Consider the following 20,390-nt stretch of genomic DNA (forward strand, 5'->3'; position numbering starts at 1 on the left):
GGCATTTCGATTCAGCTGACGTTTTCCCCGGACAGCCATGCACGAAGTGGGGAGAGGTGGCCCGGCGAAGCCGGGACGGAGAGGGGCCTTCGTAGAGTGTCCAGGCTTGCCGACTCGAGCGCCCATAGGCTTTCGCTAATGACCGCCCACGCCCGCTTTTAGAGGGCTCTGCCGTCGCGACTGTCGTCCCCCTCTCCGTCCCGGCTTCGCCGGGCCACCTCTCCCCCGCTTTGCGGGAGGCGAGGAACCCAAGTTCTGCAGCCACTCAGCCGCGTTTACCCGTCAGCGTCATGTCGAAGTCGACGATGTTCGAATAGATCGGCGTGCCGACATCCATGCCGTAACGTGACCTCAACACCTTGCCGGTGACATGGAATTTGATCGTGCCGCCCTTGAGACCGCCAAGCTCGGCCGCGAATTTTTCCGGGAAGGTCTTGCCACGCGCCGTGAGCCTGCCGGTGACGAGGGCCGTGGTGTCGCTGGTGCGGGTCACGCTGGTCGAGCGGAACTGGATTTCCGGACTGTTGGCGGCATCGAACACCGCGTCGGAGCGCAAGAAGGCATCGATACGGCCCTGGCCGGTGCCGACGCTTTCGGGAAAGATGGTGAAATTGACCTGCGAGCGCCCGACATCGCTGTTGTCGATGCGGATCGAGCCCTTGAAGCGGGCGAAGGCGCCATTGAGGCCGCCGCCGCCGACCTTGCCGATGGAAAAGCGGATGCTGGAGCTGGCCGGGCTGATCGAATAGCTGCCGGCGGCGTCGCCAAGCGCGACGGCCGCTGAAACAGGCATGGCAAGGCAAGCGGCGACCGCTGCAAATCCGAGGATACGCGCATACATGGGATGTTCCTTTTTGGAGGCAACGCTCTTTGCGTCCTCGCCCCATCAACGAATGAGCCGCCCGATCTATTCCGCATCTGACGAAGGCGTGATCATGCGCGTGAGCACGCCATCCCTGAGCTGGAAATGATGACGCAGCGCCGCCGCGACATGGAGAGCAACCAGGGCCATGCCGGCATAGGCGAGATACCAATGCGTTGAGGCCCAGAAGCTTTCGGCGCCATCCGATTCGGTCAGCGGCAGGTTCGGCATGATGAACAGATTGAACGGCAGGCTGGGGATCTCCAGCATCGACACCGACACCAGCGCCCAGCCGGACAAGGGCAAGGCAAGCTGAAACGCGTAGAGCGCTAAATGGGCCAGCGGGGCGGCCCGACGCTCCAGGGGGCCGACCGAGCGCGGCAGCGGCGGCCATACATTGCCGAGGCGCCAGGCGATGCGCAGCATCACCAGGCCGAGCAGCAGAAAGCCGAAGGATTTGTGCAGCTGGATCAGCTCGAAGGCGGTGCGCTGGCTGGTCAACCGCACCATGACGAAACCGAGCGCGAACTGGCCGATGAAGATCAGCGCAATCAGCCAGTGGAGAATGATTGCGCCCCAGCCATAGCGGGTGGCGCTGTTGGTGATCGATGCTTGCATGGGGAGTGAACGAATGTTGGTGAGGCTTTCTTCCGGCGCGCGCTTCACCCTCCCCCTTGTGGGGAGGGTCGGCTCGCAGGCGGAGCGAAGCGAAGATTGCGGGACCGGGTGGGGGTGCGCCCTACGAGCCCCCCACCCCGCTTCGCAAAAGCCGCCTTGCGGCATTTGCTGCGCGACCCTCCCCACAAGGGGAGGGTAAGGCGCGCACTCATCCACTCACCTTGAAGAAATCGACGAAGGCCCTGAGCGCCGGCCGCATCTGGCGGCGGCTGGGGTAATAGACGAAGAAGCCGTCGAAGGACGGACACCAGTCCTTCAGCACGCGGATCAGCCTGCCGTCGGCGAGCGGGGCGCGGACATAGTCCTCAAAGACGAAGGCAAGCCCGGCGCCGTCGACCGCCGCCTGGGCGATCAGATGGTCCTCGTCGAGGATCAGCGGTCCTTCCACCGCCATCTCGATCGCCTCGCGGCCTTTCTCGAATTCCCAGCGGTAGAGGATGCCGCTGGAGAAGCGGAACCGGATGCAGCGGTGGCCGGCCAGGTCGCGCGGGTGGCGCGGCTTGGGGTTGGCCTCGAAATAGACCGGCGCGGCAACCACCGCGCCACGAATGTCCGGCCCGATCTTCGCAGCGATCATGTCGCCCTGCAGGCTCTCGCCTAGCCTGACGCCAGCATCGAAGCCGCCTTCCACCACGTCGGTGAAGCGGTCCTCGATGACGATCTCCAGCACGATGTCGGGATAGGCTGCCGCGAAGGCGCCCAGCCGCGGCGTCAGCACCAGATGCGCCGCCGTGCGCGGCACGCTGAGCCGCAGATTTCCGGCGGGCCGGTCGCGCGCCTCGATCGCCGCCTCCAGCGCCAGGTCGATCTCGGAAAGCGCCGGACGCAATCGTTCGAGCAGTTGCGCGCCCTCCTCGGTCGGGGCGACGCTGCGCGTGCTGCGTGCCAACAGGCGCACGCCAAGCCGTGCTTCGAGGCTGGAGACCGCGTGGCTGACGGCCGAAGGCGCGATGGCCAATTCTCTCGCCGCTCCGCGAAAGCTGCCGCATTGGGCGACGGTTGCCAGCACGGCAAGTTGGGAAAGATGTGCGCGATTCATTGATCTATCTTTTAGAACAGCCCGTGCAAATGAGAGCCGATTATCGAACGCAGGGCAAGGCATTATTTCTCCCGCATCGCAACAAGGAGACGCGTGATGCAAACCCGCAAGCTAGGAACTGAATTGAACGTCTACCCCGTCGGCCTCGGCTGTATGGGCATGAGCTTCGCCTATGGCGGCCAGGCGGAAGCCGATGCGATCGCCACGCTGCACCGCGCCGTCGACATCGGCGTCAACTTCTTCGACACGGCGGAAGTCTATGGCCCCTTCGAGAACGAGATCCTACTCGGCAAGGCCCTGAAGTCCGTTCGCGACAGGGTGACGATCGCGACCAAGTTCGGCTTCAAGATTCTGGAGGAAGGCACAGGCCTCGACCGCATGGTCGGCGTCGACAGCCGTCCCGAACACGTCAAGGCGGTCGCCGAGGCATCGCTGAAGCGGCTGGGCACGGATGTCATCGACCTCTACTACCAGCACCGTGTCGACCCCAACGTGCCGATCGAGGATACGGTCGGCGCCATGGCCGAGCTGGTGCGCGAGGGCAAGGTGCGCGCGCTGGGCCTCTCGGAAGCGAGTGCCGCGACCATCCGCCGGGCGCATGCCGTGCACCCTATATCCGCCGTGCAGAGCGAATATTCGCTGTGGACCCGCGACCCGGAAGACGAGGTGTTCGCCGTCTGCCGCGAACTCGGCATCGGCTTTGTCCCCTACAGCCCGCTCGGCCGTGGCTTGCTCACCGGTACGATCGCCAAGCCCGAGGCCTTGAGCGACGACGATTGGCGCCGCGGCCTGCCGCGCTTCCAGGCAGACGCGATGGCGGCCAACGCCACTGTCATCGCCACGCTGGAGAAGCTGGCGGCGCAAAAGGGCGTGACCTCCGCTCAGCTGGCGCTCGCCTGGGTGCTGCACCAGGGCGATTTCATCGTGCCGATCCCCGGTGCGCGGAAGATTCGCCATCTCGAGCAGAACACGGCGGCCGCCGGGATCGCGCTGAGCGCTGCCGAGGTGCAGGCCATCGGTGATGCACTGTCGCCAGACAAGGTCGTCGGCAGGCGCTATGCGGAGAAGGAGCTGGCGCTGGTGAATGGGTGAGGCCTGGTCGCCGTTGGATAATGGAAGGGGCGCTTCGGCGCTCCTTTTTCGTACGCCGCGCGGTGCAGAAGGTTGCGAAAAGTCGCCGCGAGGCACCCCCCTCTGTCCTGCCGGACATCTCCCCCTCAAGGGGGGAGATTGGCAGCTTCGCCCACCCATATCTCTTTCAGCGTTGGCGGTTGGCGAAAACCGAAGTGACGTCTGATCTCCCCCCTTGAGGGGGAGATGTCCGGCAGGACAGAGGGGGGTGCCTCGCACCGACATTTCCGGCAACCCCTACCACGCCACCACCGCAATCTCCGGCCAATACTCCCTCGCCCGCCTACCCTTCACCTCATGCGTCCGCCGGTTGTCCATCACCCGGTTGGGTGTGATGCGGAACGAAAAAACATCATCCAGCCCGAACGGCGCCACCAGTTCCAATTGCCCAGCCGCATCATACCGCACACCGACCGCGTGGGTCTTCGACGCGAAACAGCTGACGGATTCGCTGGAACTCGTATAGCGCGGACAGGGTTGGCCGAACTTCTGCGGATACCACAGATGCACCCGCGCCTGGTTGCGCACCTCGACCGGCAGCGGCAGTCCTTCGAAATGCGCCGCCGCCCGGCGGATGACGACATCCTCGGCCTCGTAGGACAGGTCGCTGTCATCGAAATAGAACAGGTCGACATCCCTGATGCCGTAGCCCGATGGCTTGCCCGTCAAATAGTTCCAGACGCTGTTGTAGAGCGCGCCAGACACCACCAGCCAATCCGCCAGGTCGAGCGCGCGAGCCCCCGCCAGTGCATCGCGGACCAGCGGGTCGGCCGACACGATGGCGAGAAACGCCGCCCGCTGCCTTTCGAAAGGAAGGCCGGAATACCGCAGATGGTCCATCGCCCATTGGAGGGCGATTCGCCATCTGCTCGCAAGCCTCTATGCCCTGAGCACGCCACCGGTCTGCTTGCCGACATTCTCGACGATGCGCTTGGCCAGCGCTTCGAAATCCTCGTCGGTCAAGGTCTTCTCGACCGGCTGGATCGACACTTCGATGGCGATCGACTTCTTGGCCGCGCCAAGCGACGCACCTTCGAAAATATCGAAGACCGAGACAGCAGTGATCAGCTTCTTGTCGGCGGCAAGGGCCGCGCGGACCAGCGTGCCGGCCTCGACCGTCTTGTTGACGACGAAAGCGAAATCGCGCTTGACCGCCTGGAACGGGGAGAGCTCCAGCTTCGGCTTGGTTTTCGTCGGCTTGGCCTTCGGCTCGGGCACGGCATCGACGAACACTTCGAAGCCGCACAGTGGGCCGGAGACATCGAGCCCTTCCAGCGCCTTCGGATGGAACTCACCGAAGGTGCCGAGTACGGTTTTCGGGCCGAGCTTGATCGTGCCGGACCGGCCGGGATGATACCAGGCCGGACCGCCCGCCTCGATCTGCAGCCGGTCGACCGGCGCGCCGCAGGCTTCGAGCGCGGCGATCGCATCGGCCTTGGCGTCGAACACGCCGACGGGACCTGAATTGCCGGCCCAATTGCGGCCGGAGCCGTCGAGCTTGGCGGTGCCGCGGCGCACGCCGGCGGCGACGCGCCGCTGCTGGTCGGCGCCGTCGCCCTCATAGGTGCCTGAAACTTCAAACAGCGCCACGTCGCCGATGCCCTTGTCGGCATTGCGCTGGGCGGCCGCGATCAGGCCCGGCAACAGCGATGGCCGCATGTCGGACATGTCGGCGGCGATCGGGTTGGCGAGCTTCAGTGCCATCTGGCCACCGCCGAACAGCTCGGCATGTTTGGCCGGAATGAACGACCAGGTGACGGCCTCCATCATGCCGCGCACGGCGAGCGCGCGCTTGGCGGTGCGGGTGCGGACCTGCAGCGTGGTGAGTATTTTTGCGTTGACCGCGTCATGCGCGCCGAGCGGCTGCGGGGCGATGTTGTCGACGCCGTGGATGCGCATGATCTCTTCGACGAGATCGGCCTTGCCGTCGACATCCGGACGCCAGGACGGCACGGCGACATTGACGACATCGCCCGCCCCCTCAGGCTTGAAACCAAGGCGCGACAGGATGTCGAGGCTTTCCGTCTTGGGAACCTCGATGCCGGTCAGCCGCTTCACTTCCGACAGCGGGAAGGAGACGATTTTGGCCTGGTGGCCAGCATAGCCCTTCACTTCGATTTCCGTCGGCGTACCGCCGCAGAAATCGAGCACCAGCTTGGTCGCCAGCTCGACGCCGGGCACCATGAATTCAGGGTCGACGCCACGCTCGAAGCGGTAGCGCGCGTCGGTGATGATGCCGAGCGTCCGGCCGGTGCGGGCGGTGGTGATCGGGTCCCAAAGCGCGGATTCGATCAGCACATCCGACGTGTTCTCGTCGCAGCCCGAATGCTCGCCGCCCATGATGCCGGCGATCGATTCGATGCCGTTCTCGTCTGCTATGACGCACATCTCCGGTGTCAGCGTGTATTCGCGGCCGTCGAGCGCCTGCACTTTTTCGCCATTATGCGCCCGCCGCACGGTCAGATTGCCGGCAACCTTGCTGGCGTCGAACACGTGCAACGGCCGGCCGCGATCGAAGGTGACATAGTTGGTGATGTCGACCAGCGCGCTGATCGGCCGAAGCCCGATGGCGATCAGCCGCTGCTGCAGCCATTTTGGCGACGGGCCGTTCTTGACGCCACGCACCAGCCGCAGCGCGAAGCCGGGGCAAAGTTCCGGCGCCAGGATCGTCACCTTGACCGGACACATGCCGTTGCCGACATGGGGCATGATGGCGCCGCCGACGAGGCGGCCAAGTCCGCTCGCCGCCAGATCCCTGGCGATGCCGTAGACGCTGGTGGCGTCCGGCCGGTTCGGTGTCAGATTGATCTCGATGACCGGATCGTCGATGTGCGCATAGGCGGCGAAGCTGGTGCCGACAGGCGCATCCTCAGGCAGATCGATGATGCCGTTGTGTTCGTCGGACAGCTCCAGCTCGCGCTCGGAGCACATCATGCCGTGGCTTTCGACGCCCCTGATCTTGCCGACCGTCAGCGTCACGTCGATGCCCGGAACATAGGTGCCGGGCGCGGCAAAGGCGCCGATCATGCCGGCACGGGCGTTGGGCGCGCCGCACACCACTTGCACCGGCGCCTTGCCGTCGCCGGTATCGACGGTCAGCACGCGCAGCCGGTCGGCATCGGGATGCTGAACCGCGGTCAGCACCCTGGCGATGACGAACGGTTTCAGGCTCGACTTGTCGTCGACATGCTCGACTTCGAGGCCGATCGAGGTCAGCCGCTCGACGATCTCGTCAAGCGTGGCGTCGGTCTCGAGATGATCCTTGAGCCAGGAGAGGGTGAATTTCATGGGACTGTTCCGTCTGGTCTTTTGACGCTTGTTTTCAGATGTCTCGGCAAGTCGTCGGACATATGCAGGAAGGGGAGTTGTTCGCTGACATAGGCATGCAGCGTCGGCTTGAAGTTGGCCGGCATGTCCATGGCGCCGAGCAGGAAGTAGATGTCGTCCTCCAGCCGCTCGTCGACATAGGCGATGGGCGAGCCGCAAATGCCGCAAAAGGAGCGCGTCACCGGGCCGTTCTCGTACATCTTCAGCGCCTTGCCGGTGAACGAGACCTGACCGGCCAGGAAGCCGACAAAGGCCGACACCGGCGCGCCGGTCGCCCGCCGGCAATCGCCGCAATGGCAATAGCTGACATGGTGCGGTTCGGCCGAGGCCTCGAACCGCACGGCGCCGCAACGGCAGCCGCCGGTGTGCGGCGCTGTCATGCGCTTAGGCCTCCGAACAAGGTCGGCATGTCGAGCGGCCTGAAACCGTAGTGCGACAGCCAGCGGACGTCGGCGTCGAAGAAGGCGCGCAGATCCGGCATGCCGTATTTCAGCATGGCGATGCGGTCGATGCCCATGCCCCAGGCAAAGCCTTGATATTCGTCCGGATCGAGCCCGCCATGGCGCAGCACATTGGGGTGCACCATGCCGCAGCCGAGGATCTCCATCCAGTCGGAGCCTTCGCCGAAGCGCACTTCGCCGGGCCGCGAGCGGTCGCACTGGATGTCGACCTCGAGGCTCGGTTCGGTGAACGGGAAGAAGGACGGGCGGAAGCGCATCTTGACCTGCGGCACCTCGAAGAAGGCCTTGCAGAACTCCTCCAGCACCCATTTCATGTTGGCGACGTTGGCTGATCTGTCGATCACCAGCCCCTCGACCTGATGGAACATCGGCGAGTGGGTGGCGTCCGAATCCTGGCGGTAGGTTTTTCCAGGAATGACGATGCGGATCGGCGGCTTCTTGGTCTCCATGGTGCGGATCTGCACCGGCGAGGTGTGGGTGCGCAGAAGCTTGCGCTCGCCCTTCTCGTCCGGCTGGAAGAAGAAGGTGTCGTGCATCTCGCGCGCCGGATGGCCTTCGGGGAAATTCAGCGCGGTGAAATTGTAGTAATCGGTCTCGATATCGGGACCTTCGGCGATGGAGAAACCGAGGTCGCCGAAGATCGCCGCGATCTCATCGATGACCTGGCTGATCGGATGGATGCGACCGCGCTCGGCCGGCGATTGGCGCACCGGCAGCGTCACGTCGACCTTTTCGGCGGCGAGGCGGGCGGTGATCGCCACATCCCTGAGCTCGGCCTTGCGGGCCGTCAGCGCATCGGTGACGCGGTTCTTGAGGCCGTTGATGGCAGGGCCTTTGACCTGGCGCTCCTCGGCGGTCATGGCGCCAAGTGTCTTCAGCATCTCGGACACGCTGCCCTTCTTGCCGAAAGCAGCGATGCGCACGGCCTCGATGGCCGGCTCATCGGCGGCCGAGGCGATTTCGGCCAGAAGTGCGTTTTCAAGCGTATCCAGGCCAGTGGTTGCGTCGTTCACGGTCAAACTCGCTACGTTGGAAATCAGCTTCAAAGTGAAAGCCACTTTTAAGTTGAAAGTTCAGGCATAAGAAAAACCCGCGCCAGCCGTGCCAGCGCGGGTTCCCCAAATCAGAATTGCGAATGCTTGGGAAGCGCTGGTCTTAGGCGACAGCGCTTTCAAAAGCGTTCGGCGTGGTGTTCTTCAGATATTCGAGCGCCACCTTGGCCTTGGCGACCAGGGCTGCGAAAGCCTGCGGCTCGTGGATGGCCATATCCGACAGGATCTTGCGGTCGATCTCGATGCCGGCCTTGTTGAGGCCGTCGATGAAGCGGCCATAGGTCAGGCCATGCTCGTGGGTCGCGGCGTTGATGCGCTGGATCCACAAAGCGCGGAACGAGCGCTTGCGGTTCTTGCGGTCGCGATACGCGTACTGCATCGACTTTTCCACCGCCTGCTTGGCGATGCGGATGGTGTTCTTGCGGCGGCCGTAGAAGCCCTTGGCGGCTTTCAGGACCTTCTTGTGCTTGGCGTGCGAGGTGACGCCTCTTTTTACGCGTGCCATGTCATGATCTCCTTAAAAGCAATTCCAGGAAAAGTGCCTTGCGGTTTTCCGTTCGGAATTGCGTAAAACAAATGCGTGTCCGGACCGAATGCCTTAGAGGCCGTTCGGCAGAAAATTCTTGATGACCTTCTTGCCATCCGGTTCAGCCAGAACCATCGTGCCGCGGGCATTTCGAATGAACTTGTTGGAACGCTTGATCATGCCGTGACGCTTGCCGGCCGCAGCCGACAGGACTTTACCCGTACCTGTGATCTTGAACCGCTTTTTGGCGGCGGACTTGGTCTTCATCTTGGGCATTTTGCTACTCCGTATTGTTGGCGCACTATCGCGCTTCTTGTTCGCTTCGGGCCGACCAAAGCCCGAAAAGCAAATGAAACCGCCACGGCATGCCCTGCCGGGCGGTTTTCTTGAACGGCGGTGCTATACGTCAAAGACGCTCCGCGCGCAACACCCGTAGAGATGCGGCGCTGTGTCCTTGGTCAGGGTAGTCGGAACAACACCGGCAATATGCCCGACTGCTGGGCGCCGTCGATCAGCTCGAAGGCCGGCAGCGCGACGAGAAACACCAGACCGTCGAGCAGCGTGGTCAGCAACAGGCGCGGCTTGAAGCTGCCCGTGTCGCCCTCCTGATAGAGCGAAAGCTTCGGGAAGAAGCGCGGCACTCTCGCCAGATAGGCCTGGTATGGGGCGCCGAGCGCCTCCTTGAGGAATTTCTCCTCACGCAGAATGACGATGTGGAAGGCGCCCGCGCACAAAAGCGCAAAGAGAACGATGCCCGAGAACGAGCCGATCTGCGCGCCGACGCCGGCCGCGGCCACGGTCGAGAACACATAGAGTGGGTTGCGGGTGATCGAGTAAGGCCCGCCGGTGACCACCTCAGAGGATTTGCGCCCGCCTATGTAAAGTATCGACCAAAGGCGGCCGCAGATACCGAGAAAAATCAGCAATACGCCGAACATTTCGATCGTTTCATGCATCGCCGTGTCGGGCGGAAAGGTCGATTGCCCGAACAGCAGCGCTACCAACAGCACCGCCACGAGCACGGCAAGCACCAGCCTGCGCGTACGCTGGTAGTTGCCCAGCCCGTATTTGAGTTCTTTGTCCAAGTCGGAATCCGATCGTCGAGAAGCCTAATGTATGTCGGCCAAAAGTGGCCCCGGTTTTGGGAGGACGACATGCATAAAAACAGAGCCGGCGATCGCAGCTGTGGCCAAGAAACAGGCGTCCCGCCGATCGCCGGGACGCCTTGTACTACAATTCAGGCGGATTTAGAGCGCTGGCCAGACCTGACGTCATCGTGATCTAGCGCGCTCTTTGTTTGACGCAATTCCCTAGGGAAAGCGCTATGCGCTTTTCCCGGGAAAACCGTTTCACACTTTTCCTGGAATGCTCTAGCGCGGTGATAGCACCATCATCATCTGGCGGCCCTCGAGCTTCGGTTCCGCTTCGACCTTGGCGATGGTCGCCACTTCCTCACGGACCTTGTTCAGAAGCTGCATGCCTAGTTCCATATGCGCCATCTCGCGGCCACGGAAACGCAGCGTCAGCTTGACCTTGTCGCCTTCCTCGAAGAAGCGGCGAACCGCCTTCATCTTGGTCTCGTAGTCATGACTGTCGATGTTCGGGCGCATCTTGATCTCCTTGATCTCGATGACCTTCTGGTTCTTGCGCGCCTCGGCCGCCTTCTTCTGGTTGGCGTATTTCAACTTGCCGAGATCGAGGATCTTGACGACGGGGGGCACCGCGTTGGGCGATATCTCGACGAGATCGAGCCCAGCCTCTTCGGCGAGCAGTAATGCGTCGTTGATGGAAACATCGCCGCGGTTCTGGCCTTCGGCGTCGATAAGCTGGACCCGGGGAACCCGGATGTCACGGTTGGAGCGCGGGCCATCCTTGGTCGGCGCCGCTGCTTTGAAAGGTCTGCGAATGGTCGTGGTCTCCTTGGCCGTTTCGTTCAGGGTTTGTCAGTGTTGATGCGTGGACGCGCCAATGTGGTGAGCGCGCGGGCGGAGTCAATAGCACAGCATTGACAGAAAATCACCCTGATCGCTGCCCTGCACCAAACAAAGAACATCGTGAGCACTTTTCGCCTCACCGCTGGCTGTGCCACAAGACCGACATTGAGGAAAAAGCCATGACTGCCACGCCCCCAATCTTTCTGGATGTCGATGGATCGCGCATCGCGGTGCGTCATACCACAGGCTCGGCGCCCGGCATCGTCTGGCTCGGCGGCTACAAGTCGGACATGCTGGGCACGAAGGCTCAGACACTATCGGATTGGGCGGCAGCCGAAGGCCACGCCTTCCTGCGCCACGACTATTCCGGCCATGGCGAATCCGGCGGCGCCTTTGCCGATGGCACGATTTCGAAATGGCTTGCGCAGAGCCTTGCCGTGTTCCGGCAATTCACCAAGGGCAAGCAGATCCTGGTCGGCTCGTCGATGGGCGCCTGGATCGCGCTGCGCATGGTGCAGGAATTGCGCAAGGCGGGCGACAGCAACGTCGCCGGCCTGGTGCTGCTGGCACCGGCGCCGGATTTCACCGCTGAGCTGGTCGAACCGGTGCTGACCAAGGCGCAAAAGCGCGACCTCGCCAAAAAAGGTTTCTTCGAAGAGCCCTCCGACTATTCCACTGAGCCTTACATCTACACGCGCGCGCTGATCGAGGACGGGCGCGACAACCGGGTAATGACAGGCCCGATCGACACCCATTGCCCGGTGCACATCCTGCAGGGCCTGGCCGATGCCGACGTGCCGGCAAGCCACGCGCTGAAGCTGGTCAGCCTGCTGCCGGCCGACGACGTGACACTGTCACTGATCCCTGACGGCGACCATCGCCTGTCGCGGCCGCAGGATCTCGACATGCTGGTGCGGGCCGTCGATGCGATGGCGCAGAGGGGAAACTGATGCGCCTTTCCATTCCGATACACGCGTTCGTCGCCGCCATCGTCGGCTTTGGCGGCACGCTGGCCATCGTCATCGCCGCTGCCAAGGCGGTCGGCGCGACGCAGACCGAGACGGCGAGCTGGGTGACCACCATCTGCCTGGCCATGGCAATCGAGAGCCTGTGGCTGTCATGGCGCACGAAAATGCCTGTCATCACCGCCTGGTCGACGCCGGGCCTGGCGCTGATCGCGGCTTCGGGCGGCTTTTCGATGGGCGAGGCCGTCGCCGCCTTCATCGTCACAGCTGTCCTGCTGATCGCCACCGGGCTGTTCCGGCCGCTGACGAAGCTGATATCGAGGATACCGCCCTCGGTCGCCTCGGGCATGCTGGCGGGCATCGTCGTCACCTTCGCGCTCAATGCAGTGAAGACCGTTCCTGTCGACCCATGGCTGATCCTGCCGCTGATTGCGGCCTTCTTCATCATCCGCCTGTTCAACCCGGCGCTGTCGGTGCTGGCGGTTCTGATCGGCGGCGGCCTCGCAGCCTTCCTTACCGGCCGTGTCGGCGGCCTGCCGACACCGGAACTGTCGACGCTGACGCTGATCGTGCCTGATTTCACCGCCAAGGCGATGATCGGGCTGGCACTGCCGCTCTACCTCGTCACCATGGCTTCGCAGAACCTGTCCGGTCTCGCCGTGCTGCGCGCCGCCGGCTACCATCCAGAGCCAGGTCCGCTGATCGGCGTCACCGGCCTGTTTTCGCTGCTGTCGGCGCCGTTCGGCGGTTCGACGACCAATCTGGCGGCGATCTCGGCGGCGATCTGCACCGGGCCGGACGTCCATCCCGATCCCGCCGAACGCTGGAAGACCGGACCGTTCTATGCGCTTGCCTATCTCGTCTTTGCGCTTTTCGGCGCTTCGCTGGTGGCGATCTTCGCCGTGCTGCCGCAGAGCCTGATCGTGCTGGTGGCGGGCCTGGCGCTGATGGCCTCGCTCGCCAACGCGCTGTCGATCGCGCTCAAGGACGAGGGCGACCGCATGGCCGCCACCGTCACCTTTGTCGTTACCGCATCCGGGCTGACGCTGTTCGGCGTCGGTGCCGCATTCTGGGGGCTGATTGCCGGCTTGGTCGTGCTTTTCCTCGATATGCTCAAAAAGCGATAATCATTTCAGTTGCTTGTCCGGTTTTGGCGGACATTGTCTTGAATCGCCGTTTTTCTCTTCCCATTTCGATTCCACGCAGCCGGGTTTGGCTGTCTCCAACCGAAGGAATGGGAGAAAATGAACACATCTGCATTGATCCGCCCGGCCTGGACGCCGGCGACCATCGCGTTGATGGTGATCGGTTTCATGGTGTTCTGGCCACTCGGCTTCGCCATGCTTGCCTACATTATCTGGGGCGACCGCCTCGACGGCTTCAAGCGTGACGTCAACCGCGCGACCGACGGCATCTTCGCCGGCTGCCGCCGCGGTTCCGACAAGGCCGCGCGCTGGGGCAATGGCTCCGCACGCACCGGCAACGTCGCTTTCGACGACTGGCGCGAGAAGGAACTTGAGCGCCTGAACGAAGAGCGCCGCAAGCTCGACGAAATGCTGACCCAGTTCGACGAGTATGCCCGCGAATTGCGCCGTGCCAAGGACCAGGACGAGTTCGACCGCTTCATGGCCAACCGCAACAAGTCGACGGCGCCGACCAAGACCGATCCGGGCACCGGAACGACGACCACCAAGCGTGGCAAGGGCTCGAACCTGCTTGACGACTGAGGCTTTGCGACAGGCCAAGGTATGATGACGGCGTCGCGCGAGCGGCGCCGTTTCTTTTTTGTTCTATTCGTTTTCCTCGAATCACGTATCGTCCCGCCATGACCATCGGATTCTTTCGCAATCTGACAAAGCCCAAGCCCACGCCTGCCGTGGAGCGCGAATATTGCGTCGCCGGCCGCACGCTGCCGCTCAAGATCGTCGAGAGCGCCCGGGCGCGCCGAATGACGCTGCGCATCGATTCCGGCGGCCAGGGCCTGCGCATCACCGTGCCGCCAGGCCTGCGCCGCGGCGAGGTGGATAGATTCCTCGAGCGGCACCAGGACTGGCTGGAGCAGCGACTGGCCAAGGTGCCGACGCGGCCGCAGGTGCGGCCCGGCATCAGGATACCGGTGCGCGGCGTGCCACACCGCATCGTCCATGAACCGTCAAAGCGCGGTACCGTCACCGTGTCGCGCGACGAGCGCGGTCCGCTGCTGGTCGTGCATGGCGAGCGCATACACCTGCCGCGCCGCCTCGCCGATTTCCTTAAGCGTGAGGCCAAGAAGGAAATCGAGAAGCTGGTAGCCAAACACACCGAGGCGCTTGGCAAGCGCGCCAAGGCGATCCGCTTCAAGGACACATCAAGCCGCTGGGGGTCATGCACGTCCGAAGGCAATCTGTCCTTTTCCTGGCGCATCATGATGGCGCCGCAGCCGGTCATAAACTACCTCGTCGCGCATGAAGTGGCGCATCTCAAGGAGATGAACCACGGCCCGAAATTCTGGAAATTGTGCGAAAAGCTCTGCCCCGACACCGACCGCTGCAAGGACTGGCTGAAGCGCAATGGCGGTGCGCTGCAGGCGATCATGTTTGAGTAGGGACGGAAAGAAGGCTGTTCCGCAGCGATCCTTCACACCCCCCTCTGCTCTGCCGGGCATCTCCCCCGCAAGGGGGAGATTGGCAGCTTCGGCGCCCCGTCCGTTCCTGCGAAGTTGGAGATTGGCCACGGCGGTTGAGCGCGTAATCTCCCCCCTTGCGGGGGAGATGGCCGGCAGGCCAGAGGGGGGTGCTGTCCCGCCAGCGTCACATATTTAAAGCAGATCAATCGTCATTCGCCGCATTCAACTCTTCCGGCCGCAGCCCCTCGTCGCCATGATGCGGCCAGGGCAGGAAATTGCGGTCGAATTCGTCGCCACCGAAATAGTCCAGCGCCCGATGGGCCTCGGCGCCGTTGAAGGCGGCCTTGTCCATCAGGTGGGCGATGACCTCGCGCGCCTGCGCGATCTTCTGCCTGAGTTCGGCAATTGTTCTGTCTGCCATGATCGTGCTCCCGCCTTGCATGCGTCCATCCATAGGTAGCGCCTTTGGCGTTGCCGGCAAACAGCATGCTTTTTCTCGACTCTTTTCGCTTTTCGTGCCAATTCCCGCGCCATGGCACTCGACATCAAGATCTGCGGCTTGAAGACCGACGGGGCAATGGCCGCGGCGCTGGCGGGCGGCGCCAGCCATGTCGGGTTTATTTTCTTCGCGAAAAGCCCACGCTATGTCGAACCTGCCGAGGCTGGCCGCCTGCGTGAGGCGGCGCGCGGCAAGGCGATGGCGGTTGCTGTCACCGTCGATGCCAGCGATGCCTTCCTTGATGATATCGTTGCCAAAATGCAGCCCAACATGCTGCAGTTGCATGGCGCGGAGACGCCGGAGCGGGTGGCCGAATTGAAAGCCCGTTATGGTCTGCCTGTGATGAAGGCGCTGCCGCTCAGCGAGGCCGCCGATCTCGACCGGATAAAGCCGTTCATCGGCATATCAGACCGGTTCCTGTTCGACGCCAAGCCGCCGAAAGGCTCGGAACTGCCGGGCGGCAACGGTGTTGCCTTCGACTGGCGCATCCTCGCCGGCCTTGACGGCGGCGTCGATTACATGCTTTCCGGTGGGCTCAACGCCGCCAATATCGGCGATGCTCTTCGGCTTGCCAACCCGCCCGGAATAGACATTTCCTCAGGCGTGGAAAGCGCGCCGGGCGTCAAGGATCCGGTGTTGATCGAACAATTTTTCCGGGCCGTCAGGGCAGCGCGCGACGATCGCGCCGCTTGAGAGTGCTCCCAATCAAGATGCAGGAGATCGGCGATGGACAAGCCGGCGACACCCAATTCCTTCCGCACCGGACCCGACGAGCAGGGCATGTTCGGCATTTTCGGCGGTCGTTTCGTTGCCGAAACGCTGATGCCGCTGATCCTCGACCTGGAACGGCACTGGAACGAGGTCAAGAACGATGCGGATTTCAGGGCCGAACTGACTGACCTCTCGACTCACTATGCCGGGCGGCCCTCAAAACTCTATTTCGCCGAAGGCCTGACCAGGCATCTTCGTGAGGTTTCCTCGGCGAAGGGCCTCGGGGGCGGCGCAAAAGTCTACTTCAAGCGCGAGGACCTGAACCACACTGGTTCACACAAGATCAACAACTGCCTCGGCCAGATCCTGCTGGCCAAGCGCATGGGCAAGAAGCGCATCATCGCCGAGACCGGTGCCGGCCAGCACGGCGTGGCGTCGGCCACGGTCGCGGCCCGCTTCGGCTTTCCCTGCGTCGTCTATATGGGCGCCACCGATGTCGCCCGGCAAAGCCCCAATGTATTCCGCATGAAGCTGCTCGGCGCCGAAGTGCGGCCGGTGACCGCCGGCCACGGCACGCTGAAGGACGCCATGAACGAGGCGTTGCGCGACTGGGTGACCAATGTCGAGGACACCTATTACCTGATCGGCACCGCCGCCGGCCCGCATCCCTATCCGGAGCTGGTGCGCGACTTCCAGTCTGTGATCGGTACCGAAGCGCGGGCGCAGATCCTCGAACAGGAAGGCCGGCTGCCGGACACGATTATCGCCGCTGTTGGCGGCGGCTCCAACGCCATCGGCCTGTTCCATCCGTTCCTCGATGACAAAGAGGTCCGCATCATTGGTATCGAAGCTGGCGGTCGCGGTCTCGACGGCATCGAGCATTGTGCCTCGATGAACGCCGGCGCGCCGGGCGTGCTGCATGGCAACCGCACCTATCTCCTGCAGAATGCCGACGGCCAGATCATGGATGGCCATTCGATCTCGGCCGGCCTCGATTATCCCGGCGTTGGGCCGGAACATTCCTGGCTGCGCGATTCAGGCCGCGTCGACTATGTGCCGATCCTGGACGACGAGGCGCTGGAGGCCTTCAAGCTGACGACGCGTGTCGAAGGCATCATCCCGGCGCTGGAATCGGCGCATGCCATCGCGCATGCGGTGAAGATCGTGCCCGCCATGGACAAGGACCAGATCGTCATCGTCAACCTGTCCGGCCGCGGCGACAAGGACGTGCACACGGTGGCCTCGATGCTGGGCATGGAGATCTGATCATGGTGACCCGCATCGACCGCCGCATGGCGAAGCTGAAGACTGAAGGCCGCCCGGCGCTCGTCACCTATTTCATGAGCGGCGACCCGGACTACGACACCTCTTTATCGATCATGAAGGGGCTGCCGACGGCGGGCGCCGACATCATCGAAATGGGCATGCCGTTCTCCGATCCGATGGCCGACGGCCCGGCGATCCAGGCCGCTGGCCTGCGCGCCCTGAAAGGCGGCCAGACCCTGGTCAAGACGCTGAAGATGGCGGCCGACTTCCGGACCGGCGACAACGAAACGCCGATCGTGCTGATGGGCTACTACAATCCGATCTACATTTACGGCGTCGATCGCTTCCTCAAGGACGCGATCGCCAGCGGTATCGACGGACTGATCGTCGTCGACCTGCCGCCAGAGATGGACGAGGAACTGTGCATTCCGGCGCTTAAAGCCGGCATCAATTTCATCCGGCTGGCGACGCCGACCACCGACGACAAACGCCTGCCCAAGGTGCTGCAGAACACGTCGGGCTTCGTCTACTACGTGTCGATGACCGGCATTACCGGCTCGGCGCTGGCCGACACCGGCAAGGTGGCGGCGGCGGTCAAGCGCATCAAGGGCCACACCGACCTGCCGGTCTGCGTCGGCTTCGGCGTCAAGACCGCCGAGCAGGCGCGCGTGATCGGCGCCAATGCCGACGGCGTCGTCGTCGGCACCGCGATCATCAATGCGGTGGCCAATGTGCTGGGACCGAAGGGCGAGAAGACCGCCGACCCGGCCGAGGCCGTCGCCACGCTGGTCAGCGGCCTTGCGCAAGGCGTGCGCTCGGCCCGCCTTGCTGCTGCCGAATAGTTTCCCTACGTCTGGCTTCTTTGCCGCAATTCCGAACGGAAAACCGCTTCACACTTTTTCTGGAATTGCTCTAACTCTTCGTCAGGACAGGAGCCGAAGCGATGAACTGGATCACCAATTACGTTCGCCCGAAGATCAATTCGATGCTCGGCCGGCGCACCGACATGCCCGAGAACCTCTGGATCAAGGATCCGGAGACCGGCGAAATGGTGTTCCACAAGGATTTGGAATCGAACCAGTTCGTCATTCCCTCGTCCGGCCATCACATGAAGATTTCGGCCAAGGAGCGGCTGAAATTCTTCTTCGACGACGGCAAATACGAGACCCTGGACAACCCCAAGGTGATGCAGGATCCGCTGAAATTCCGCGATGAGAAGCGCTATGTCGACCGGCTGAAAGACGCCAAGGCCAAGACCGGCCTGGAAGATGCGATCATCAATGCGCTGGGCACCGTCGAGGGCCTGCCGGTCGTGGTCACGGTGCAGGACTTCGCCTTCATGGGCGGCTCGCTCGGCATGGCCGCCGGCGACGCCATCGTGCATGGCTTCGAAGTGGCCCTGCAACGCAAGCGGCCGCTGATCCTGTTTGCCGCCTCTGGCGGTGCCCGCATGCAGGAAGGTATTTTGTCCCTCATGCAATTGCCGCGAACCACGGTCGGTGTCGACCGGCTGAAGGAAGCCGGCCTGCCCTACATCGTCGTTTTGACCAACCCGACCACCGGCGGCGTCACCGCCTCCTACGCGATGCTGGGCGACGTGCACATTGCCGAGCCCGGCGCGCTGATCGGCTTTGCCGGACCGCGCGTCATTGAACAGACCATCCGCGAGAAACTGCCCGACGGCTTCCAGCGCTCCGAATACCTGATGGAGCACGGCATGGTCGACATGGTGGTGTCCAGGTTGGAGATGCGCGAAACGATCGCGCGCCTGCTCAAGATGCTGCTCAAGCTGCCGGAGGAGCAAAAACCGCTGGAGCCGGAAATCCTGCCGCCGGCAACAATTCCGGCGGACGCACGTCCGCAGGCCTGACGCGACACCAAGCGCCGCGAACAGCGATTGCGCCATGTCCCTGGCGCGCTGTAGCCTTTTGAATGCCATGGCCCTTTGCGAAACCGATTCTGGTTTTTCGGGGTCATGTGCCAGGATTGCGCCATGACAACGCTTGCCGCCGACCGCGAAATCGAAGCCCTGATGGCGCTTCACCCGAAGGGCTTCGACCTTTCGCTCGACCGCATTTCGCGACTGCTGGAACGGCTTGATAATCCGCAGGACCGGCTGCCGCCGGTAATCCACATCGCCGGCACCAATGGCAAGGGTTCGTGCGCGGCCTTTTCGCGCGCATTGCTCGAGGCGGCGGACTATCGCGTCCATGTCCATACCTCGCCGCATCTGGTGAATTGGCACGAGCGCTACCGGCTGGCTGCTGATGGCGGCGGCAGGCTGGTCGAAGACCGGGTTTTCGCCGATGCCATTGCCCGCGTCGCCAGGGCCAATGAGGGCGAGAAGATCACCGTCTTCGAGATTCTCACCGCCGTCACCTTCCTCTTGTTTTCCGAACACCAGGCCGATGCGGCGATCATCGAGGTCGGGCTCGGCGGCCGTTTCGACGCGACCAATGTCGTCAAGGAGCCGGCCGTATCGGTGATCATGCCGGTGTCGCTCGATCACGAGGCCTATCTCGGCGACCGTGTCGAACTGATCGCCGCCGAAAAAGCCGGTATCGTCAAGCCCGGCTGCCCGGTGGTCATCGGCGCACAGGAGAGCGAGACGGCGCTGCAGGTGCTGATCGAAACCGCCGAGCGGTTGGAGTGCCCGGCCTTCGTCTATGGCCAGGATTTCCTTGCTTTCGAGGAAAACGGCCGCATGGTCTACCAGGACGAGGACGGCTTGATGGACCTGCCGCCGCCCAGACTGCCCGGCCGCCACCAGTTCGCCAATGCGGCGGCGGCGATTGCCGCGGTCAAGGCGGCCGGTTTCGAGATCAGCCATCGCGCTGCCGAAAAGGCGATGATCAATGTCGCCTGGCCCGGCCGCATGCAAAAGCTGGCGCAGGGCCGGCTGGCCGAGTTGGCGCCGAAGGGCGCCGACATCTGGCTGGACGGCGGCCACAATCCGGGCGCTGGCGTGGCCGTTGCCGAGGCGCTGGCGGAACTGGAAGAAAAGAACCCGCGTCCGCTCTTCCTCATCTCGGGCATGATCAACACCAAGGACCAGAGCGGCTATTTCCGCGCCTTCAAGGGCCTCGCCCGGCATGTCTACACGGTGCCGGTGAGCCTCAGCGACGCCGGCGTGCCGAACGACGAACTGGCGGTCCGCGCGACGGACGCCGGGCTGACCGCCGAGCCCGTGAGTTCCGTCGCCAGCGCGCTGATGCTGCTGCGCGACACCTGGGACGGCCCGGCGCCGCGCATCCTGATCAGCGGTTCATTGTATCTGGCCGGCGCCGTGCTGGCTGAGAATGGCACGCCGCCAGCGTAAAACAAAGACAATCCC

The 20,390-nt window shown here is 63.4% G+C and carries 22 protein-coding genes; 10 read left to right on the forward strand and 12 right to left on the reverse strand.

All coding sequences use genetic code 11. The features are described from left to right. Positions 1-265 precede the first annotated feature (265 nt). The 3 genes from ACSQ3L_RS02015 to ACSQ3L_RS02025 all read right to left on the reverse strand — a co-directional run bounded on the left by ACSQ3L_RS02015 (position 266) and on the right by ACSQ3L_RS02025 (position 2,579). The gene (locus ACSQ3L_RS02015) at positions 266-841 is read right to left on the reverse strand and encodes a YceI family protein (RefSeq protein WP_436158412.1); all 576 of its coding nucleotides are present in this window, start codon (positions 839-841) and stop codon (positions 266-268) included. A 66-nt stretch (positions 842-907) separates the two neighbouring features. Next, entirely contained in the window at positions 908-1,480 is a 573-nt protein-coding gene (locus ACSQ3L_RS02020; RefSeq protein ID WP_436158413.1) for a cytochrome b, read from the reverse strand. 208 nt (positions 1,481-1,688) lie between these two features. Then, the gene (locus ACSQ3L_RS02025; RefSeq protein ID WP_436158414.1) at positions 1,689-2,579 is read right to left on the reverse strand and encodes a LysR substrate-binding domain-containing protein; all 891 of its coding nucleotides are present in this window, start codon (positions 2,577-2,579) and stop codon (positions 1,689-1,691) included. Positions 2,580-2,675: 96 nt separating this feature from the next. On the opposite strand from ACSQ3L_RS02025, the gene ACSQ3L_RS02030 reads away from it, so the two are divergent. Beyond that, entirely contained in the window at positions 2,676-3,671 is a 996-nt protein-coding gene (locus ACSQ3L_RS02030) for an aldo/keto reductase (protein ID WP_436158415.1), read from the forward strand. Between the two features lie 276 nt (positions 3,672-3,947). Here the strand turns inward: ACSQ3L_RS02030 and ACSQ3L_RS02035 are convergent, their stop codons facing one another. The 8 genes from ACSQ3L_RS02035 to infC all read right to left on the reverse strand — a co-directional run bounded on the left by ACSQ3L_RS02035 (position 3,948) and on the right by infC (position 10,983). Then, entirely contained in the window at positions 3,948-4,550 is a 603-nt protein-coding gene (locus ACSQ3L_RS02035) for a nucleotidyltransferase family protein (protein WP_436158416.1), read from the reverse strand. A 39-nt stretch (positions 4,551-4,589) separates the two neighbouring features. After that, positions 4,590-6,998: a phenylalanine--tRNA ligase subunit beta gene (pheT, locus tag ACSQ3L_RS02040; protein ID WP_436158417.1), complete on the reverse strand. Its 2,409-nt coding sequence runs from the start codon at positions 6,996-6,998 to the stop codon at positions 4,590-4,592. Further along, positions 6,995-7,417: a GFA family protein gene (locus tag ACSQ3L_RS02045; protein ID WP_436158418.1), complete on the reverse strand. Its 423-nt coding sequence runs from the start codon at positions 7,415-7,417 to the stop codon at positions 6,995-6,997. The genes pheT and ACSQ3L_RS02045 overlap by 4 nt, the downstream gene beginning before the upstream one ends. Next, positions 7,414-8,511 carry a phenylalanine--tRNA ligase subunit alpha gene (pheS, locus tag ACSQ3L_RS02050; RefSeq protein ID WP_436158419.1) on the reverse strand — a complete coding sequence of 366 codons (1,098 nt, stop codon included), beginning with the start codon at positions 8,509-8,511 and terminating at the stop codon, positions 7,414-7,416. Before pheS ends, ACSQ3L_RS02045 begins: the two co-directional genes overlap by 4 nt. A gap of 142 nt (positions 8,512-8,653) precedes the next feature. Beyond that, positions 8,654-9,055, reverse strand: coding sequence for a 50S ribosomal protein L20 (gene rplT / locus ACSQ3L_RS02055; protein ID WP_352522431.1), 402 nt, complete (start codon positions 9,053-9,055; stop codon positions 8,654-8,656). A 93-nt stretch (positions 9,056-9,148) separates the two neighbouring features. Next, positions 9,149-9,352: a 50S ribosomal protein L35 gene (gene rpmI, locus ACSQ3L_RS02060; protein WP_006201248.1), complete on the reverse strand. Its 204-nt coding sequence runs from the start codon at positions 9,350-9,352 to the stop codon at positions 9,149-9,151. Positions 9,353-9,534: 182 nt separating this feature from the next. Then, positions 9,535-10,161: a methyltransferase family protein gene (locus ACSQ3L_RS02065; RefSeq protein ID WP_436158420.1), complete on the reverse strand. Its 627-nt coding sequence runs from the start codon at positions 10,159-10,161 to the stop codon at positions 9,535-9,537. A 285-nt stretch (positions 10,162-10,446) separates the two neighbouring features. Beyond that, the gene (infC, locus tag ACSQ3L_RS02070) at positions 10,447-10,983 is read right to left on the reverse strand and encodes a translation initiation factor IF-3 (protein ID WP_013528312.1); all 537 of its coding nucleotides are present in this window, start codon (positions 10,981-10,983) and stop codon (positions 10,447-10,449) included. 206 nt (positions 10,984-11,189) lie between these two features. Between infC and ACSQ3L_RS02075 the strand changes: the two genes are divergently transcribed. The 4 genes from ACSQ3L_RS02075 (at position 11,190) to ACSQ3L_RS02090 (ending at position 14,559) form a co-directional block, all read left to right on the forward strand. Further along, the gene (locus ACSQ3L_RS02075) at positions 11,190-11,960 is read left to right on the forward strand and encodes an alpha/beta hydrolase (protein ID WP_436158421.1); all 771 of its coding nucleotides are present in this window, start codon (positions 11,190-11,192) and stop codon (positions 11,958-11,960) included. Continuing rightward, positions 11,960-13,102, forward strand: a complete 1,143-nt coding sequence (locus tag ACSQ3L_RS02080) for a benzoate/H(+) symporter BenE family transporter (RefSeq protein ID WP_436158422.1) — start codon at positions 11,960-11,962, stop codon at positions 13,100-13,102. The genes ACSQ3L_RS02075 and ACSQ3L_RS02080 overlap by 1 nt, the downstream gene beginning before the upstream one ends. Before the next feature lie 117 nt (positions 13,103-13,219). After that, positions 13,220-13,702, forward strand: coding sequence for a DUF2852 domain-containing protein (locus ACSQ3L_RS02085; RefSeq protein WP_292641435.1), 483 nt, complete (start codon positions 13,220-13,222; stop codon positions 13,700-13,702). Between the two features lie 98 nt (positions 13,703-13,800). Continuing rightward, the gene (locus ACSQ3L_RS02090) at positions 13,801-14,559 is read left to right on the forward strand and encodes a M48 family metallopeptidase (protein WP_292328450.1); all 759 of its coding nucleotides are present in this window, start codon (positions 13,801-13,803) and stop codon (positions 14,557-14,559) included. A 223-nt stretch (positions 14,560-14,782) separates the two neighbouring features. Here ACSQ3L_RS02090 and ACSQ3L_RS02095 read toward each other — a convergent pair whose 3' ends face one another. Continuing rightward, positions 14,783-15,001: a hypothetical protein gene (locus ACSQ3L_RS02095; RefSeq protein ID WP_436158423.1), complete on the reverse strand. Its 219-nt coding sequence runs from the start codon at positions 14,999-15,001 to the stop codon at positions 14,783-14,785. 111 nt (positions 15,002-15,112) lie between these two features. On the opposite strand from ACSQ3L_RS02095, the gene ACSQ3L_RS02100 reads away from it, so the two are divergent. The 5 genes from ACSQ3L_RS02100 to ACSQ3L_RS02120 all read left to right on the forward strand — a co-directional run bounded on the left by ACSQ3L_RS02100 (position 15,113) and on the right by ACSQ3L_RS02120 (position 20,375). Beyond that, entirely contained in the window at positions 15,113-15,772 is a 660-nt protein-coding gene (locus ACSQ3L_RS02100; RefSeq protein WP_436158424.1) for a phosphoribosylanthranilate isomerase, read from the forward strand. Between the two features lie 33 nt (positions 15,773-15,805). Continuing rightward, on the forward strand, positions 15,806-17,056 hold the full coding sequence (trpB, locus tag ACSQ3L_RS02105; RefSeq protein WP_292184440.1) for a tryptophan synthase subunit beta: 1,251 nt from the start codon (positions 15,806-15,808) through the stop codon (positions 17,054-17,056). Positions 17,057-17,058: 2 nt separating this feature from the next. Further along, positions 17,059-17,898, forward strand: coding sequence for a tryptophan synthase subunit alpha (gene trpA / locus ACSQ3L_RS02110; RefSeq protein WP_436158425.1), 840 nt, complete (start codon positions 17,059-17,061; stop codon positions 17,896-17,898). 101 nt (positions 17,899-17,999) lie between these two features. Then, positions 18,000-18,926: an acetyl-CoA carboxylase, carboxyltransferase subunit beta gene (gene accD / locus ACSQ3L_RS02115; protein ID WP_436158426.1), complete on the forward strand. Its 927-nt coding sequence runs from the start codon at positions 18,000-18,002 to the stop codon at positions 18,924-18,926. Positions 18,927-19,049: 123 nt separating this feature from the next. Continuing rightward, positions 19,050-20,375, forward strand: coding sequence for a bifunctional folylpolyglutamate synthase/dihydrofolate synthase (locus ACSQ3L_RS02120; protein WP_436158427.1), 1,326 nt, complete (start codon positions 19,050-19,052; stop codon positions 20,373-20,375). The last annotated feature ends 15 nt before the right edge of the window (positions 20,376-20,390 follow it).

Source organism: Mesorhizobium sp. LjRoot246, from assembly GCF_964254115.1.
Lineage (GTDB): Bacteria > Pseudomonadota > Alphaproteobacteria > Rhizobiales > Rhizobiaceae > Mesorhizobium.